The organism is Wolbachia endosymbiont (group E) of Neria commutata, assembly GCF_964026735.1.
Classification (GTDB): Bacteria; Pseudomonadota; Alphaproteobacteria; order Rickettsiales; family Anaplasmataceae; genus Wolbachia.
Genome location: NZ_OZ034692.1, coordinates 975,128 through 991,142 on the forward strand (window position 1 = coordinate 975,128; position 16,015 = coordinate 991,142).

Annotated in this window: 21 protein-coding genes, 3 tRNA genes and 1 pseudogene; 10 read left to right on the forward strand and 15 right to left on the reverse strand. The window is 36.0% G+C overall.

Going from position 1 to position 16,015, the window contains the following annotated elements; translation table 11 throughout:
* Nucleotides 1–47: 47 nt before the first annotated feature.
* Nucleotides 48–614, reverse strand: coding sequence for an IS110 family transposase (locus AAGD89_RS05145; protein ID WP_341808016.1), 567 nt, complete (start codon nt 612–614; stop codon nt 48–50).
* 230 nt (nt 615–844) lie between these two features.
* Between AAGD89_RS05145 and AAGD89_RS05150 the strand changes: the two genes are divergently transcribed.
* Nucleotides 845–1,054, forward strand: coding sequence for a hypothetical protein (locus AAGD89_RS05150; protein ID WP_341808017.1), 210 nt, complete (start codon nt 845–847; stop codon nt 1,052–1,054).
* A gap of 68 nt (nt 1,055–1,122) precedes the next feature.
* Entirely contained in the window at nt 1,123–1,602 is a 480-nt protein-coding gene (locus AAGD89_RS05155; RefSeq protein ID WP_341808018.1) for a hypothetical protein, read from the forward strand.
* 32 nt (nt 1,603–1,634) lie between these two features.
* Here the strand turns inward: AAGD89_RS05155 and iscX are convergent, their stop codons facing one another.
* From iscX to rpsD, 3 genes are all read right to left on the reverse strand, one after another.
* On the reverse strand, nt 1,635–1,829 hold the full coding sequence (gene iscX, locus AAGD89_RS05160; RefSeq protein WP_341808019.1) for a Fe-S cluster assembly protein IscX: 195 nt from the start codon (nt 1,827–1,829) through the stop codon (nt 1,635–1,637).
* A gap of 31 nt (nt 1,830–1,860) precedes the next feature.
* Nucleotides 1,861–1,946: transfer RNA gene (locus AAGD89_RS05165), tRNA-Leu, on the reverse strand.
* Between the two features lie 9 nt (nt 1,947–1,955).
* Nucleotides 1,956–2,570: a 30S ribosomal protein S4 gene (gene rpsD / locus AAGD89_RS05170; protein ID WP_341808020.1), complete on the reverse strand. Its 615-nt coding sequence runs from the start codon at nt 2,568–2,570 to the stop codon at nt 1,956–1,958.
* A 114-nt stretch (nt 2,571–2,684) separates the two neighbouring features.
* Between rpsD and tkt the strand changes: the two genes are divergently transcribed.
* Nucleotides 2,685–4,637, forward strand: a complete 1,953-nt coding sequence (gene tkt, locus AAGD89_RS05175; protein ID WP_341808021.1) for a transketolase — start codon at nt 2,685–2,687, stop codon at nt 4,635–4,637.
* Between the two features lie 79 nt (nt 4,638–4,716).
* Here tkt and AAGD89_RS05180 read toward each other — a convergent pair whose 3' ends face one another.
* The 5 genes from AAGD89_RS05180 to rsmA all read right to left on the reverse strand — a co-directional run bounded on the left by AAGD89_RS05180 (nt 4,717) and on the right by rsmA (nt 7,068).
* Nucleotides 4,717–5,190, reverse strand: coding sequence for a hypothetical protein (locus tag AAGD89_RS05180; protein WP_341808022.1), 474 nt, complete (start codon nt 5,188–5,190; stop codon nt 4,717–4,719).
* A 180-nt stretch (nt 5,191–5,370) separates the two neighbouring features.
* The gene (locus tag AAGD89_RS07315) at nt 5,371–5,589 is read right to left on the reverse strand and encodes a transposase (RefSeq protein ID WP_410541844.1); all 219 of its coding nucleotides are present in this window, start codon (nt 5,587–5,589) and stop codon (nt 5,371–5,373) included.
* A 48-nt stretch (nt 5,590–5,637) separates the two neighbouring features.
* On the reverse strand, nt 5,638–5,826 hold the full coding sequence (locus AAGD89_RS05185) for a hypothetical protein (protein WP_341807927.1): 189 nt from the start codon (nt 5,824–5,826) through the stop codon (nt 5,638–5,640).
* A 56-nt stretch (nt 5,827–5,882) separates the two neighbouring features.
* Nucleotides 5,883–6,230 carry an IS630 transposase-related protein gene (locus AAGD89_RS05190; RefSeq protein ID WP_341807926.1) on the reverse strand — a complete coding sequence of 116 codons (348 nt, stop codon included), beginning with the start codon at nt 6,228–6,230 and terminating at the stop codon, nt 5,883–5,885.
* Nucleotides 6,231–6,246: 16 nt separating this feature from the next.
* Complete coding sequence (rsmA, locus tag AAGD89_RS05195) at nt 6,247–7,068, reverse strand: 16S rRNA (adenine(1518)-N(6)/adenine(1519)-N(6))-dimethyltransferase RsmA (protein WP_341808023.1); 822 nt, start codon at nt 7,066–7,068, stop codon at nt 6,247–6,249.
* 77 nt (nt 7,069–7,145) lie between these two features.
* Between rsmA and AAGD89_RS05200 the strand changes: the two genes are divergently transcribed.
* Together AAGD89_RS05200 and AAGD89_RS05205 are read left to right on the forward strand one after the other, a co-directional pair.
* A tRNA-Thr gene (locus tag AAGD89_RS05200) sits at nt 7,146–7,218 on the forward strand.
* 27 nt (nt 7,219–7,245) lie between these two features.
* A complete protein-coding gene (locus AAGD89_RS05205) occupies nt 7,246–7,974 on the forward strand; it encodes a triosephosphate isomerase (RefSeq protein ID WP_341808024.1) in 729 nt (242 codons plus the stop codon).
* 56 nt (nt 7,975–8,030) lie between these two features.
* Here AAGD89_RS05205 and dut read toward each other — a convergent pair whose 3' ends face one another.
* The gene (gene dut, locus AAGD89_RS05210) at nt 8,031–8,492 is read right to left on the reverse strand and encodes a dUTP diphosphatase (protein WP_341808025.1); all 462 of its coding nucleotides are present in this window, start codon (nt 8,490–8,492) and stop codon (nt 8,031–8,033) included.
* Nucleotides 8,493–8,626: 134 nt separating this feature from the next.
* On the opposite strand from dut, the gene AAGD89_RS05215 reads away from it, so the two are divergent.
* Nucleotides 8,627–10,309, forward strand: coding sequence for a UDP-N-acetylmuramoyl-tripeptide--D-alanyl-D-alanine ligase (locus AAGD89_RS05215; protein ID WP_341808026.1), 1,683 nt, complete (start codon nt 8,627–8,629; stop codon nt 10,307–10,309).
* A 225-nt stretch (nt 10,310–10,534) separates the two neighbouring features.
* Nucleotides 10,535–11,224 carry a ribulose-phosphate 3-epimerase gene (gene rpe, locus AAGD89_RS05220; protein ID WP_341808932.1) on the forward strand — a complete coding sequence of 230 codons (690 nt, stop codon included), beginning with the start codon at nt 10,535–10,537 and terminating at the stop codon, nt 11,222–11,224.
* A 216-nt stretch (nt 11,225–11,440) separates the two neighbouring features.
* Here rpe and AAGD89_RS05225 read toward each other — a convergent pair.
* Nucleotides 11,441–11,516, reverse strand: a tRNA-His gene (locus AAGD89_RS05225).
* Between the two features lie 63 nt (nt 11,517–11,579).
* A complete protein-coding gene (locus AAGD89_RS05230) occupies nt 11,580–12,593 on the reverse strand; it encodes an Mrp/NBP35 family ATP-binding protein (protein WP_341808933.1) in 1,014 nt (337 codons plus the stop codon).
* A 263-nt stretch (nt 12,594–12,856) separates the two neighbouring features.
* On the opposite strand from AAGD89_RS05230, the gene AAGD89_RS05235 reads away from it, so the two are divergent.
* The 3 genes from AAGD89_RS05235 (at nt 12,857) to AAGD89_RS05245 (ending at nt 14,507) form a co-directional block, all read left to right on the forward strand.
* A complete protein-coding gene (locus tag AAGD89_RS05235) occupies nt 12,857–13,795 on the forward strand; it encodes a ribose-phosphate diphosphokinase (RefSeq protein WP_341808027.1) in 939 nt (312 codons plus the stop codon).
* Nucleotides 13,785–14,141, forward strand: coding sequence for an Asp-tRNA(Asn)/Glu-tRNA(Gln) amidotransferase subunit GatC (locus tag AAGD89_RS05240; RefSeq protein ID WP_341808028.1), 357 nt, complete (start codon nt 13,785–13,787; stop codon nt 14,139–14,141). Before AAGD89_RS05235 ends, AAGD89_RS05240 begins: the two co-directional genes overlap by 11 nt.
* A gap of 81 nt (nt 14,142–14,222) precedes the next feature.
* Nucleotides 14,223–14,507 carry a hypothetical protein gene (locus tag AAGD89_RS05245; protein WP_341808029.1) on the forward strand — a complete coding sequence of 95 codons (285 nt, stop codon included), beginning with the start codon at nt 14,223–14,225 and terminating at the stop codon, nt 14,505–14,507.
* A 71-nt stretch (nt 14,508–14,578) separates the two neighbouring features.
* Here the strand turns inward: AAGD89_RS05245 and AAGD89_RS05250 are convergent, their stop codons facing one another.
* The 3 genes and pseudogenes from AAGD89_RS05250 to AAGD89_RS05255 form a co-directional block, all read right to left on the reverse strand.
* Nucleotides 14,579–14,890: an HNH endonuclease signature motif containing protein gene (locus AAGD89_RS05250; protein WP_341808030.1), complete on the reverse strand. Its 312-nt coding sequence runs from the start codon at nt 14,888–14,890 to the stop codon at nt 14,579–14,581.
* Between the two features lie 48 nt (nt 14,891–14,938).
* On the reverse strand, nt 14,939–15,157 hold the full coding sequence (locus AAGD89_RS07320) for a group II intron maturase-specific domain-containing protein (RefSeq protein WP_410541845.1): 219 nt from the start codon (nt 15,155–15,157) through the stop codon (nt 14,939–14,941).
* 6 nt (nt 15,158–15,163) lie between these two features.
* Nucleotides 15,164–15,996, reverse strand: a pseudogene (locus AAGD89_RS05255) (transposase).
* Between the last annotated feature and the right edge of the window lie 19 nt (nt 15,997–16,015).

Sequence of the window (16,015 nt, forward strand, 5' to 3'; positions counted from 1 at the left end):
GTAGCTTTTGCACTTAGTTTGCTCTTTTCAGAACATTCTTTGTGTCTCTATGGCACACTTTGATCAACCAATTCTATCATCTCATCTTCTAAGGATTGGATTTGATTTTGCAAAACAACGAGTAGCTCTTCCATTTGTTTGATTATGGATATATCAGTTACCTGATGAGCTTGGGTTTTTTGTATTTTTGCTATTTCTACTAGTTGATTTCTGCGAGATAACTTTTGCTTCAAACAATCAATATTATTGTTACTAACTTTTAAAGGAGTAACACGCATATCTGTATTACTAACGTAACGTGAGATGATGCTACAGTCTATTTTATCAGTTTTAGTAGCAATACCAAGGCTTTTTGCATAGTCTCTCACCCATCTTGGTTGAATGACATATACTTCGAAACTATGGCTTAGTAAAGTATAAGCACATAATTTTTCGTATCCACCAGTTGCTTCAAGTCCAACTTTGGTTACGTTATGTAAACGCAAAAAGTCAAGTATTTGATCAATAGCTTGTATGTTATTTTCAAATACTTTATGATGTCCAAGTGGATGAATGTGGATGTCTAATTTGTTTTTGCTAACATCGATGCCAGCAATGATATTTGATGAATTCATAATTCCTCCATAGAATAATATGTAATACTGCATTTTCCACCCTTATATACGAGCCTCAACGCTCAATCAGTTGTTCGGAACTTTCAGTATAATAAATCAGAGAAGAGAACCTTGCTTCGGTACGGTCCTTATTGACCAAGAATATCGACGGTTCCTCTTCTCTATGTGTCTTTAATATCACCATTTCGTAATATTTATAAAGACTTGTTTTTAACATATAATCAGTTGTGATGCCTGGGCGTAGAGATACTTCAGGTGAGATGGAACGTCTTGAGGCAGTATACAAGAATTTTGATGCTAAGTTCAGTTACATAAAGACTGATGCTGATGGTCTCGGTTTAAACCCATTGGAAGTAGGTGATAGTGCAGAAGCGGCTAAACAAGCTAAAAGTGAGAATGAATTCTCATTAATGGATAGATTGAAAGGATTGTTTAGTTAAGAGTAAAAAAGAGCCTGCTGAGCAAGCTGAAAGAGAGAGCAATTCATGGTCATTCACAGGTATGCTCAGTGGATGGTTTAGTAAGAGTAAAAAAGAATCTGGTACAATCCAATGAAATTATTGAAGGTACGCTTGTCCATGGAGAAACAGACAGTGCTGAGCCAAATGAAAACAAATTTAAAGAGGGTGCTTCTTTCACAGAAGAATTAGATGTAAAAGAAGAAGATACTTTGAGTATAGCAAAGCCAGAGCTAAGCGAAAGAGAAAAATCTGGGTCTGTCAAGAGGTTTAAGACATTTGTCACAAATCTTTTCAGCACAAGAGCTACAGAGAGCTCTGAATCTGTAACATCTGATCATAATGCCGGAAGTGTAAACGAATCAATGCATACCGGTTCATCTAGTGGCCAAACTCCTACAGCACCAACCACTACACAAAGAAGCCGGTTCCATCTAGGTGGTTTATGTACAAATTGGGCAAAGATTGTAGGTAATAAAAAAGAAAGAGAAGAAAGAGCAGCAGCATACACACATTCTACTCACTTCTAAAACAAAAGCCACCGCAATGCGGTGGCTACCTTTTACAATCTCTCGTTAATCCAAGCAGCTTGTATAGCCTCAAGTATTTTTTCATTACAGCGTTTCTCATCATCGTTAAAATTCTCTAAACTCAAAACCTTTTTTTTAAGGTCAGTAAATCTGATACTCATTATATCTTCGTCAGGAAATTTTTCTTCCAGTGCTTCAGCAATGTCTTCTACATCAAGCCATTTCATACTTTTTTATGTGTTTATTATAAAATTAAATTGGTGCCCATGGGGAGACTTGAACTCCCAAGGTCGCAAAACCCACGGATTTTAAGTCCGCTGCGTCTACCATTCCGCCACACGGGCTCTTTTCATTTACCTAGAGTAAAATTCTACTACTAAATTAACTTCCATATCTGCTGAGTAAGGAACTTCAGAGTATTGAGGAGATCTCAAATATTTCACTGAAAGCTCACCACTATTTGTTTCTAAGTAATCTGGAGCTTTACGTTCTTGTTTCTGTAGAGCCTCAACTATTATAGGAATTTTTGCCGCATTTCCTCTTAATTTCACTGTTTCGCCTGGCTTCACTCGGTAACTTGATATGTTAACTACTTTATCATTAACTGTAACGTGCTTATGAGATATAAGCTGCTTTGCTGAATAGATTGTTGGCACAAGGCCAGAGTGGTATAAAACAGAACTGAGTCTTGATTCTAAAATACCAATAAAATTATCAGCTGTGTAACCTTTTCTGTTATAAGCGTCTAAAAACGTACGTCTCAGCTGTTTACTTGAAATCGCGTAGTAAAACTTAAATTTCTTATGTGCAGCAAACTGTTTACCAAAGTCAGATAGTTTCTTGAACCCAAGAGCGCCATGTTGACCTGGAGGGTATTTTCTTTTATTTACTGGGTCTTTAGCTCTACCCCATAAATTTATACCAAGCCTACGGCTGATTCTATACTTCCTGGTAATAATAGTAGTCATATAAAAATTCTCACGGTTGAACTCTAGATTATTAAGTATTTTAACACTCAGTGTCAACTTGTTTTTGCTGGTGTAATGCCTTATACTTCATTTTTTAGGTTTCTCTATTAACACATGAATCATTCACCTTTAGAATCTATGGCGAATGCCATCCGTTTTTTGTCAATTGATGCAGTACAAAAAGCGAACTCTGGGCACCCAGGTATGCCGCTTGGAATGGCAGATGTTGCAACTGTTTTATTTGCTAAATATCTAAATCATAACCCTGATGGTTCTAAATGGTTCAATAGAGATCGCTTTGTTCTGTCAAACGGTCATGGTTCAATGCTCCTATACTCAATATTATATCTTACAGGCTATATCAGCGTAGAAGAGCTGAAAAACTTTAGGCAACTTGGTTCCAAAACTCCAGGTCATCCAGAATTTGGGCTTACCCCAGGAGTGGAAGCAACAACTGGTCCGCTCGGACAGGGATTTGCCGCTGCTGTTGGTATGGCGCTTGCTGAGTCGATACTTAAAAAGCAGTTTGGAGATAATTTAATAGATCATTACACTTACGTAATGCTAGGTGATGGATGCTTTATGGAAGGAATAAGTCATGAAGCAGCATCACTTGCTGGGCATCTTAAATTGAACAAGCTCATAGCTCTTTTTGATGATAATGACATCTCTATAGATGGTGCTACTAACCTTTCCTGCTCCGAGAATGTGAAAGAACGCTTTTTTGCATATGGATGGAATGTTAATAAAATTGATGGGCACGATTTTAATGCTATATCACTTGCAATAGAAGAAGCACAAAAATCGGAAAAACCATCGCTTATCTGCTGCAAAACTATTATCGGGAAATTTTCAAGCCGTGCTGGCACATCTTCTGCTCACAGTGGCGCTTTTGCAGATGAAGACATAGCCAAAATGAGAAAAGAATTAAATTGGAATTATGAACCATTTCATGTACCAGAAGATATAAGAAATGCGTGGATGGGAACAGTCAAAAAGATCCCAGTGTCCGCTACTCGGATGACAGAGGAACTTCAAAGAAGGCTCGATAAGTGCTTACCAGATAACATCAACAACGCTTTATTCAACCTAAAGAAGCAAATACATGAGTTAACGCCAAACGAAGGCACACGATCTTCTTTTGGCAGAGTAATGGAACTTTTAACTGAGTCTATGCCAGAGCTAATTGGTGGATCAGCTGACCTTACTGGTTCAAACTGCACTAAATATAAACACATGCAGGTAATAGATAGTCATAATTATAATGGCTCTTATGTTCACTATGGTGTAAGAGAACACGCAATGGCAGCGTGTATGAACGGAATGGCTCTCCATGGTGGTGTATTGCCCTATGGTGGAACTTTTTTGGTATTTTCCGATTATTGTCGTCCTGCTATACGCCTCTCAGCTCTGATGAAACAACAAGTTATCTATGTTATGACTCACGACTCAATTGGTGTTGGTGAAGATGGGCCAACTCATCAGCCGGTAGAACATTTAGCTTCCTTGCGTGCTATACCAAATTTGTATGTCTTTAGACCAGCCGATGCTATTGAGACTTTAGAATGCATCAGTATCACATTGGAAAAAAAAGAATCCCCAGCATTATTTGCGCTTTCAAGACAGAACTTAAATTATTTACGTAAATTCCATTCTGATGTTGATCAATTTGCTAATTTATCAAAATTTGGTGCATATATTTTATGTGAATATTCAGGAAAATTGGAAGTGACAATATTTGCTACAGGATCCGAAGTTGAAATTGCAGTTGAGACAGGAAAAAAATTGCAGGAAAAAGGAATAGGCGTGAGGGTTATTTCAATGCCATGCTGGAGGCTTTTTGATGAGCAGAGTGATGATTATAAAGCATCAATATTAGACAATAACAGCATTAAAGTTGCAATTGAAGCGGGAAGTGAAATGGGTTGGCATAAATATATAGGCTCAAATGGTATATTTATTGGCATGAAAAGTTTTGGGGAATCTGCGCCTTACAAAACGCTGTATGAGCATTTTAATATCAATGCTGACCATATAATAGAGTGTGTATCCAATATCATTACTTAAATATTAATTATAGCTCTAACCAGCTTCGGAGCCCCGCTAAGAAAGCAGGAACATAAAGATGAATCTCCTCTTTGAAGGTTTATTTTATTCCCAACCATTTAAGAAATGAATCGAACCATGAAGTCTGCTTTTTAATATTAAGAGAAAGTTTTTCTGATGGATCAATTATATCACCATTCATTAGAGTTGTATAAATGGCTAATTCATTGTTTTCCTGAGAAAAATAGCTTTTTTCTTCATCTATTTTGTATATCTTTGTGCTCTTGAAGCTTCCTGCATAACTAATCCTTTCTATTGTTAGAGAGTTTGGATGCAGCTTTGTGATAATCCCTGAGCAAGGATATCCAGGATCGAGCCCAGATATAGCACCTTCCTTAGAGCCATAACAATAGCCAAAATACTTAAACACAGGTTCACTTCCTTCATATTTCATTTTGCATGTTCTACAATCATTAGCATAACCACCAGTTTCTATAGTGCTACATACTTCATAGCTAGAGTTATTCTCAAGAAAATCATTATTGTCATTTATAAAATCCATAAAATCTATCATAATATTAATACCATTTTTATTACATTAATAATATATAAACTAATTTTTTAATACAGGTCAAGAAAATATTATTATATGACTAATTAAATCCGTTGTTCACAGTACATTAATACAGATTCGGTTAACAAGTAGTGCATAAAGTTTTATTTGGAGGGATATAAAATACAACTATAGTACTTTCTAATACAAGTGATAAACTTCCATAATCGCCTTACCAACCAAAAGGTGTAGATTATCCTGCTGATGCATGCGAGTCCTGAGCCAGCTTTTAATCGTATGCCAGCAATGCTCAATTGGATTCAGATCTGGTGAGTACGTAGGAAGATAGAGCAAATAGCAACCTATAGATTCTATTAATTCCCTTGTTTTAGCGGTTTTATGAAAAGCAGCATTATCCATAATTATAGTTGTACCAACAGGCAACTTTGGTAGCAATATTTGCTCCAGCTACGCATTGAATACATCCTTATCGCACCCTCCAGTGAAGGTCATGGGCGCAATAAAATTTTTCTTAATCCACCCACCTGTCATACTGATTCTCTCGCGTTTTTTGCCCGTAATGTCTGCATAAATTTTCTCCCCCTCGTGGAGCTCTTCCATATTCTGGGTATAGCCTATTATCGACTCCTGCTTCATCTATATACACAATGCTTTCATGGTCTATTTTGGCAACTTTTTCGACAAATTTTTGCCTATCTTCGTGGTTCCGCTCTCGGTAAAGCGTGGTCTTTTTTTTCTTGTGATTTTAACTGCTTCAGCCTATACCAGATCGAATTTATCCCAAATCCTAGGTTTTGTTTCATCTCCATTAGCGTCTGATCTGGGTGTTTTTTAACATACTCTTTCAGCATTTTTGGATCTATTTTTCTTATAAAACCACTCATTTTTGCTGGTTTTAAGCTCTCACCTGCAGCCTTCTTTTTTAGCCATCTGTATAACGTTGCTATTCCTATCTCCAAAAGTTCTGCAACCTCTTCCTTTGGCTTTCCTTTTTTAACCAAAGATACTGCTTTCTCTCTTAAATCAACACTGTATACCATCACTTTTCCTACATGCCTAAATGGTCATTATACAGTTATCATTTGCTTTGGAAAGTACTATACTCGCCAGCAAGCAAAATTGCTCAATAGTTAAGTTTTCTGGACGTTCATTTCCAGTTAACTCAGCCTTTTCAAGGACGGTTTCAGTATTATTGACGATGCTCTTCAAGCTATTTCTTAGCATTTTTCTTCTCTGAGCAAAAACAGTGCGTGTTAATCTGGTTAAAGCCTCTAAATTTACTGGAAACCTCTGAATAGATAAAGGATTTACCGTAATCACTGAAGAGTGCACTTTTGGTCTTGGAAAAAAATCTTTAGGTTCAAGGTCAAATTCTTTTTTTATGTCACATAATAGCTGACTTAGTACTGATAGCGACCCATAATCTTTAGGATTGGGCTTTGCTATAATGCGATCTGCCACCTCTTTTTGAAACATTAGTGTCAAACTCGTAAAAAATTTTATGTTATTTAACCACTTTAGAAATAACGCTACCGAGATATTATAAGGTAAATTAGCAATAACTTTTACCGGAGGCTCTATTAACTCTTCTTCTATAATGTGCAGTGCATCTGCCTCTATAATTCTATACTTTTCTTGATGCTCATTTAGGAATTGATCATGATGTCTCACTAAATTGCTATCCTTTTCTATAGCTAGTAAAAACTTTGGATTACGGGCCAATATTTCACTTGTTAATGCACCATATCCAGGACCAATTTCAATAACATTAAAATTTTCTAAATCGCCAGCCGAATCAACTATTCTTTTTGTTATCTCACTTGATAAAATAAAATTTTGTCCTAGACTCTTTTTTGGCTTCAATAAAATTTTTTTCATGTTTTTAATTATACAGTATTTTTAAAAACTAATTGACTACAATTCATCGATGATTGTATATTATTAACATGTTTAACGCCGGCTTAGCTCAATTGGTAGAGCAACTGACTTGTAATCAGTAGGTTGTCAGTTCAAGTCCGACAGCCGGCACTCTCAATCTATATATAAATAAAGTTAATGTCCTTTTTAATAGTAGCAAATTGGAAGATGAATGGAACGAGGACCTCATTTATTGATTTTATAGAAAAAATTAATAGTAGGAGCAGTGAAGTCACCTCTCAGTTGGTAGTGTGCCCACCTTTTACGTCACTTCCCGGCGATGTAGAGCTGCACAACAACATCAGTATAGGAGCACAGAATTGTCATCATAAAAAATCTGGTTCTTATACCGGTGAAATTAGTGTAGAGATGCTAAAAGAATTAGGGTGTACTTATGTGATACTTGGGCATTCTGAAAGAATTAACGAAACAAACAATGAAGTAAAGCTTAAGGCAGAAACAGCAATAGAGTCTGGCTTACATCCAATTATTTGCGTAGGTGAAAGTTTAGAAGACTATAAGAATGGAAGAACAAAGGAAATAATAGAACATCAATGTAAAAGCCGTTTGCCGACACATGGTAAATACACTGTAGCATATGAACCAATATGGGCAATAGGCACAGGCTATGTACCAAGTAACGATTCAATTGCTGAAGTAATAGAAGTAATAAAATTTTGTACTGGTAAACAGCATGTTATATACGGTGGCTCAGTAAATTCAGAAAATATAGAAAATTTGTTAAGTATCTCAAATTTATCTGGAGTTTTAATCGGTAGTGCAAGCTTAAATTTTGATCATTTTCATAAAATTGTACAAAAAGTTGAGAGAAATTTTTCTCTTATCAATTCCAAAAGCAATAATTAAAAAATTCTAAAGCAATAAATTGCCGATTTCATTTAATAATTGGCAAGCATGAAACTTCACCTACCACTTGAACCAAAGCCACCTTCATTGCGATCAGTTTCTTCTGTGCAGAACTCTTCTATTTCATTCCAGAGCACCTGAGGTATTGGAGTAATAAGAATTTGTGCAATTCTATCTCCTCTTTTTATCTCGTAGGGCTGTTTACTCAGGTTAATTAGACAAACCTTCACCTCTCCCCGATAATCAGCGTCTATGGTGCCTGGAGCATTTAAGACAGTGATTCCATTTTTTGCAGCAAGACCAGAACGAGGGCGGATTTGCCCCTCAAAACCATTTGGTATTGCAATCACAATTCCAGTTGGAATAAGTAGCTTTTCAAATGAATTTAAAACAACAGGGGTACTCAGTGCAGCATAAAGATCCATACCAGCGCTCTGCATAGTCGCGTAAGACGGTAAAGGCAGGTCTTCTCCGTGTGACAATTTTTTTATTTCTACTCTTATTTTACTTCTTTGCACTACAATTTACCAGCTGTAAAGACTTGATTATAGCATGAATTTACATTCTCAAAAGCGGTAATTAAGGTAAGGAATTAGATGACCTTATCCCCCAAAAAAGTATACAATGACTACCTAACCTCATCAGCGATTGTATGTTTAAATGGAATGCGAACAATATTATTCTCGCCACTAACGGTAAAAAAATAGGCCATTGTAATTGGATATGCTCAGGTGTCTCAACAGATACTAGGAATATAAAAAAAGGTGACTTATTTATTGCACTTAAGGGAAAGAATTTTGATGGCCATAATTTTCTGTATGAAGCTTTTTCAAAAGGGGCCTCTGCATCAATAGTAAGTGAGGATAAATGCAAAGATCTCCCTCTTATTGCTGTGAAAGATACATTAAAAGCTTTGCACGATATGGCATCATATTACATTAGAAACGTTCTTAGATCTGCTAAAGTGATTGCAATCACAGGAAGTGTCGGCAAAACCACTACGAAGGATATGCTGCACACTGTTTTATCCCAATATGGCTTAGCTCATGCAAATGATGGTAACTTAAATAACAATATAGGATTGCCTTTAACTGTGCTAAAAGCCCCAGAAAATTGTCGATACCTAATTCTTGAAATGGGAATGAATAGAGCTGGAGAAATAAAAGAATTGTCAAAGCTTTGCAATCCAGATATTGCGGTTATTACTAATGTAGAGCCTGCACACACTGAAAATTTTTCATCGCTATTTGATATTGCGCAAGCAAAATTGGAGGTTCTGCATGGCCTGAAAAGCAATGGCACTTTGATATTGAATAAAGATAGTGAATATTATGATTATTTATTAAACTTCTTGTTGCAGAATCATTATTTGAGTGAAAAACCAGTAAGTAACCTTGGTGTCATTCCAGTGCGTGACACTGGAATCCAGCAAAGAAGAAATATGGATCCGAGTAGTCAAGCTACTTGGATGACAGAGAGTGATGAAACAGACCTACTTTCTGTGTCATTCCAGCGGGTGAAGCTGGAATCTAAAAAAAAAGAAAGATGGATCCCAGTGTCAAGCACTGGGATGACAGAGGGTGATGTAATAGACCTGTCTACCACTGATAAGTTGAAAAATATAGTAACTTTCGGTAGACATCAGGACGCTGCAGTTTGTTTATTGGACCTAAGGCGAAGTAATGGATTAAGTTTAAAAATTAGATTGAGTAGCAATCAAACTGTAAATTGTAATTTAAATGTTCAAGGAGAGCATTTTGCTTACTCTGTACTGGCTGTTGCTGCAGTTGTGCAGAGCTTAGGGCTTGATTTATCAAAATTACCACTTGCGCTCGAAAACTTCAATGTAACAAAAGGCAGGGGTAATGCTTATAGTACCAAATATGATGGGAAACAGATATATTTAATTGATGATTCCTATAATGCTAGTCCCGCTTCAATGAAAGCTGCAATAAAAGTTTTAGGTACATACATTGGTAAAAGAAGGGTAGCATTACTTGGTGATATGTTAGAATTGGGTGATGAAAGTATAAAATTTCATATAGAATTGCTTGAGGTTATCCTACGGCACAATATAAATAAAGTTTATACAGTAGGTAAGTTTATGTTAGAACTTCATAAACTCTTACCTAGCAACATAAAGGGCATACATTTTGATGATTCTAATCAACTGAAAGATGATTTAACTAAAATTATTCAGAATGATGATGTAATTCTAGTCAAAGGTTCACGCGGAATGAAAATGGAGCTTATACCAAACCTCATAAACCCCAGTGGCGGATTAATCAACAAAGTAGAGATTGGAAATACAGGGTTTTTTGACTGCATAGAGTAGGCCTCTTTCGAAACTAGCATAAAACCAAAAAAGGCCTATAATTAAGAGTTTTAAGGTGAGAAAAATGAAGTATGAAACAGTAAAAAAGAGCTAGAAACCCCAATTCTGGATGGTTTTGTTGCATACCCATGAGGTGCTATGCATCCAGAATTGGGGTTGCAAGAAGTCCGTTACAGGGATGAAATAGTTTCAAAAATAGGTTATTTTGGTAAAAAAATACGTTCTATGGGTATTAAAATTGCACCTTCTATACTTTCAGCAGATTTTGCAAAATTAGGAGAGGAAATCAAAAGAGTTAATGACTTAAATGCAGATTATATCCATATAGACGTTATGGATGGAAGTTTTGTTCCAAATATTACAATTGGCCCAAACGTTATCTCTGCAATACGCAAATACAGCAATCTTCCTTTTGATGTACATTTGATGATCAATTCTCCTGGTGATCATGTTGAAAGTTTTATAAATGCAGGTGCCGATACAATCACTATACATGCGGAGGCAGAAATACATCTTGAAAGGATGGTAAAAAAAATAAAGTCATATAAAAATATAAACAATGTAGAAAAAATGATTCAGGTTGGAGTTTCAATTGTTCCTTCAACTCACCCAAGTGTGCTTGAATATATAATACATGAGCTGGATATTGTGCTAATTATGACAGTCAATCCTGGTTTCGGGGGACAGGAGTTTATTTATTCGCAATTGAATAAGATATCTGCTGTAAAAAAAATGATACAGGAGCGCAATCTTAAAACGCAAATTTCAGTAGATGGTGGGATTAGTCTTACCAATGCACCTGATATAATAAAAGCAGGTGCAGACATCTTAGTCGCTGGATCAGCGATATTCAAAGCTGAAAATATGAAAAAAGCCGTCAATAGTCTTAGAACCTGTTTAAAATCTTCTCAATAGCAATGCAGAAAAGGGAAGAATAACCATTTGCAAACTAATATTGAGTTTTCCCCTCAGAGCTTGTCCGTAAATAAAAAAGTACAATATGTGGGATTAGACTTCTTTCGGGACTATAGTACTTTCCAAAGTAAATGATAAGGGTATAATATACTTTTATCATGTGAGTAAAGCACGAAATATCAGTTTGTTCATATTTAATACGTTTTTGTAAGAAAATGGGGCGAACGACCAGGATCGAACTGGCGACATTCAGTACCACAAACTGACGCTCTACCAACTGAGCTACGCCCGCCACTTGTAAAAATTTTTAACATACCAATGCAAATAGTCAACTGATTATTTAAGCAAACTCCCTCTACTTTGACGCTGTACATCTAACACCTTTAGCAACATCATCGTAAATCTCTGCTAAATCCTGACTTAAAATTGAAGGATCTCCAACATCAGAAGCATAGCATATTTGTGGATCTATAGGGATACTACCTAAAAATTTGGTGCTTAGCTCCTCAGACATTCTTTTTGCACCGTCTTTTCCAAAAATATATATTTTTGAGTTGTTCTGAATAAAATAACTCATATTTTCTACGATACCAATAACTGGCACACTGAGCTTTGTAAACATATCGTAGATTTTACGCGCATCAATCAAAGCAAGTTCCTGCGGAGTTGAAACTATTATTGCTCCAGTTAAGTTAAAGTTTTCCATCAGACTTAGATGCACATCCCCGGTTCCAGGCGGTGTGTCAACTATCAAATATTCTATATCAGACCACTTTGTTCCCGTCAGCAAATTGTAAAGTGCTTTTGTAATCATAGGTCCACGCCATATTGCTGCGCGATCTTTATCGATGAAATAGCCAATTGAAATAGTGTGAAGTCCATACTTTTCTATAGGTATGACTTTACCACCTAGTATCTCTGGCTTCAATTCTTCAGCACCAAGCATTTTAGGAATTGAAGGACCATATATATCTGCGTCCAGCAGTGCAACTTTATGCTTTAATCTTGTAAGTGAAAGAGCAAGATTTAGCGCAACCGTGGATTTGCCCACCCCCCCTTTTCCAGAAGCAACAACAATTATATTTTTAACTCCTTCAATATGTAATTTAGTTTTTTGTTGTACGGCTTGTTTTTTGCTGGTGGCAACTACGGTTACTTTTGTTACCCCTGATATGGCTTTAACAGCTTGCTCACAATTTTTTCTTAATTCTTCGTTTTCTTTTGTGTTACCGTCAATTTCAAGTGCAAAACTAACGTACCCTGCTTTAATAATAATTGAAGATATTATGCCAAGTGCAATAACATCCTTACCGCTTTTTTGCTCTATAACTTTTTTTAAATGCTCTTTTACTATCTCCTCATTAATCATTAGATGCTTCTCCAAACTATCCTTACTGTTGTCATAGCCCCCTCCTGTCACTCCAGTAGCCCTTCCCCTGTCATTCCAGTGCTACGACACTGGAATCCAGTTTTCTTATTTAATAATTTCATCATATAGATCTTTCCAATATAATGAATAAATTTACTGGATCCCAGTGTCACGCACTGGGATGACAAGGTAAATAGGTCTATCAACTTACACTTTAATCATCTGATAATTTATGTATAATCTAAAAACTCAATTAATACATTATGAAGGTAATAATAGGCAATGCTAGTAAAGAATTAGGGGAATTGATAGTTAATGAGCTGAGCATTCAACCATTTCCATCTCGGGTATCAAAGTTTGCAGATGGTGAGATAAATGTTGAAGTGGCAAATGATCTCTATAATAAAGAAATATATATAGTGCAATCTATTTCTTTTCCTGTGAATGATAGCCTTATAGAGCTTCTCCTTATAATTGATGCAGCAAAAAAAGCGGGAGCCAAGAGGATAACAGCAATTATTCCCTACTATGGATACAGCCGTCAAGATAGGATTATTAAAAGTGATAGTATGCAATCTGCTTTGAGTGCTAAACTTGTTGCAAATCTTATTCAAACTGCAGGTGCGAATAGTGTTGCAGTTGTTGACTTACATTCAAATCAAATTGAGGGCTTTTTTAATGTGCCAGTAGCTAATTTGAGCTGTTTTGAAGTATTTGTTAAATCTATAATACATGAAGAAAGCTTAGCAATCATCGCACCAGACGTTGGAGCAATTGGCAGAGCGCGTGCTTTTGCAAAGACTTTGGAAGAAAAGTACAACATAGAATTAAGTGATAAGATCGTTGTAGTGGATAAATATAGAGAGAAAGCAGGCACATCTCAAGTGATGAGCATAATAGGAGAAGTTGCAAATAAAAACTGCATAATTGTTGATGATATAGTTGACTCTGGAGGAACTCTATGCAACGCAGCACTTGCACTTAAAAATAATGGAGCAAAGTCTGTAATTGCTTGCATTACACATGGAGTGCTTTCAGGCAGTGCAGTTGACAAAATCTCTTCTTCTGCTCTGGATAAATTGATCATTACAGACACTATACTTCCAAAATTTGGAAAAACTAATAAAATAGAAGTTGTTTCAGTTGCAAATGTTTTAGCTAACTTTATGTTAGAAACCCAAGGAGGTCAAGATGCCCACTAAATCGACAGAAGATATAATTACTTCGCTAATAGAATTTGTAAATAAGAGAAAAATCACAATTACCAAAGAAGAAATGCTTAAAATCGCGCAGCTTGTAAGAATTAAGCTATCAAATGATGAGATTGAATACTACTCTAAAGAGCTGACAATGCTTGATTGGATACACGATATTTTGCTAAAAGTTAACACTGAAGGCGTTTTTCCTATACGTTACGGCAGCATTGATGAGGATGTTCACATACGTCGTGATGACGTGGTTGGTTCTCAGAACATTAAAGAGGAGATATTATCCAATACAAAGCCTGAGCATGGATATTTTGTAGTACCAAAGGCTATAAGCGACTAAGTTGTAATATTTATATTAAAATTGATATATTGTTAACAATTTCATGTTAGACTGTTAATAGTTGTTAATTTGGTATATATTATGGTTACAAAAATAATAAAAACTCACTCTGTACATAACGGTCATGTAAAAAAAACATTAACATTTTTAACAGAAGAAAATAATATATCGAATGAAACTCAAGCCTTACCTTTTAATCAATCTTCAGCATTTTATAGTCCTGTTGCATATGGATTTTTTGATGATGTAGGTGACTTTTTTACAAACGCTGGGAAGACATTTATAGATGGATTCGCAAAATTCGGAGAGGGAATAGCAGAAGGAAATTTGTTATCTAAGGAGAGAAAGTCACCCTTCTCCCCTTGACTTCAGAACCGGACTTGATAGTTTGCCCATCATCCGGCTCCTCTGTAATTTGGTGTTTGTCATACATACTTTTAATGTAAGCAATCATGGCAGTGTCCATGCATCATGGCTAAATTCTTAATGTTGTTATTGCTTCTATTTTCGTCCCGGTGATGTACTTCTATAACGTCATCAGATCTAAAATATAATTTACAATAATCACATCTACCTTTTTGCATTTTCAGAAGCTTTATTACTCGTGATGGCTTGTCTGATACCTTACTTAAACGTTTACCCCAATATACCCAATCTCCATCATATGGGGATTTGGATCCAATCACCTTGACATGCCGCTTAATAGCATGGTCTGCGTATTTGATAAGATATATTCCATTGCTTGTCATAAACCTCCAATTGTCGTTTTTATACTTTCTAAAGTACATTTTCCTTATCTAGCATCTTCCCTTATTTGGATGTTTACGTACCGCCCATCTCCAAAGCATTCTAAACATGATACTATCCAATAAACCAAAAGTTTTGCTTGATACTCCTGAAGAGTAATAATTACACCATCCTCTAATAATAGGGCTAAGGGTTTTTATTACTAGCCCCCCTGCGAAACAACGTGAAGCAAGTTGCTGATAAAATCTGGTAAGAAATCCCCAGCCCAAAAATTATTAAAAACTATGCCTCAAATTCACAATTCCTGCTATAATATTAAATCTCATGTTGTATTTCTTCTGAAAATTGCGGTAAACATTTGACATTATTTTGAAGATTTTTATCTCGCGAATCTTATTTTCCACACGCATCCTGAACGATGCCAGCTTCCGATTATGCTCCTTTTGCTCCTCCGTTAGTGGCTTTTTACGGTGTTTTTTGTACGGAATCACAACGTTTTTCTGCAGTTTTTGCCAACCTTGATACCCAGAATCGGCATATTTTATGCTATCTTTGGCCAACAATTTTTCCTGTTTCCTTATGCGAAAATCATGCATTCGACCTCTATGCGACTTCGAAATCGACAGAATTTGCCCATTTCCCTCGATCACAATTTCGGTTTTTATTGTGGTTGCTTTCTTTTTTCCGGAATAACTTTTCTTACGTTTTTTGCTGTCTTTCGGCCGCTGTATCGGTTGCTCCGTGACGTCTGCTAAAATTTTTAAAATCCTTTCTGGCGTCAGCGTTCTATCCTTTTTTATAGTAATTTTTTGGCCAATAATGGCTACATTTTCTTAAAAAGTCGGCAAATATTTGAGTTGTGCAAATTAAACAAAAACCCTAAAAATGGATGCGTTATGTACGTTCTGTAATAAATTAGAACACATAAAATCCTGTCTTCTAGCTCCTCAACATGCGATTTTCTTCCGTGACATTTCTTTTTCGCCTCCATTTTTTCCCACTCTGGACGCACTTTTGCCACAATTTTTTCAAATTCTTCTGTTGTCAGACCCGTTAATTGCCTGAAAATATACTGGGTCTTTGAAACTTTTGCGTAACTTATTGCCATCTTCCCTCTTCTAAAACTT